At 61.0% G+C, this 646-nt stretch carries 1 protein-coding gene; it reads right to left on the bottom strand.

All coding sequences use genetic code 11. The features are described 5' to 3' along the window. The coding region (locus Y707_RS22835) for a thiamine pyrophosphate-binding protein (RefSeq protein ID WP_503487600.1) at positions 1 to 646 on the bottom strand (646 nt) is incomplete at both ends.

Raw genomic sequence — 646 nt, forward strand, 5'->3', positions numbered from 1 at the left:
TACGCGGCGTAAACCTTGCGGTAGTCATGGCCGCCGCGCTTGAGACCCCAGACCTGCTCATCATCCATATCCGCGACCATTTCCTTGGTCTGCGGAGTCTTCCCGAAGAAGTGCTCGCGCACAAACCCGCCGGACTCGGCCTTATAGGTCTGATAATCCCCATCCGGGGTCGAGTTCATGATCTCCACCAGGGCACCATCGGCGTCCTTGCCCAGCAACTCGTCCCACTCCCGGCCCCAGACGACCTTGATCACATTCCAGCCGGCACCGCGGAAGAACGCCTCCAACTCCTGCATGATCTTCCCGTTACCCCGGACAGGCCCGTCCAGGCGCTGCAGGTTGCAGTTCACCACAAAGGTGAGGTTGTCCAGGTTCTCATTCGCCGCTAACTGCAACAGCCCACGCGATTCAGGCTCGTCCATCTCCCCATCGCCGAGGAACGCCCACACATGCTGCTCACTGGTGTCTTTGAACCCGCGGTTCTGGAGGTACCGGTTCGACTGCGCCTGATAAATCGCGTTCATCGGCCCGATCCCCATCGACACCGTCGGGAACTCCCAAAAATGCGGCATCGACCGCGGGTGCGGATACGAGGACAATCCATGCGGGGCAGCGGACTTCTCCTGCCGGAACCCGTCCAACTCCT

It is taken from the genome of Arthrobacter sp. H14 (assembly GCF_000520495.1).
Lineage (GTDB): Bacteria > Actinomycetota > Actinomycetes > Actinomycetales > Micrococcaceae > Arthrobacter_C.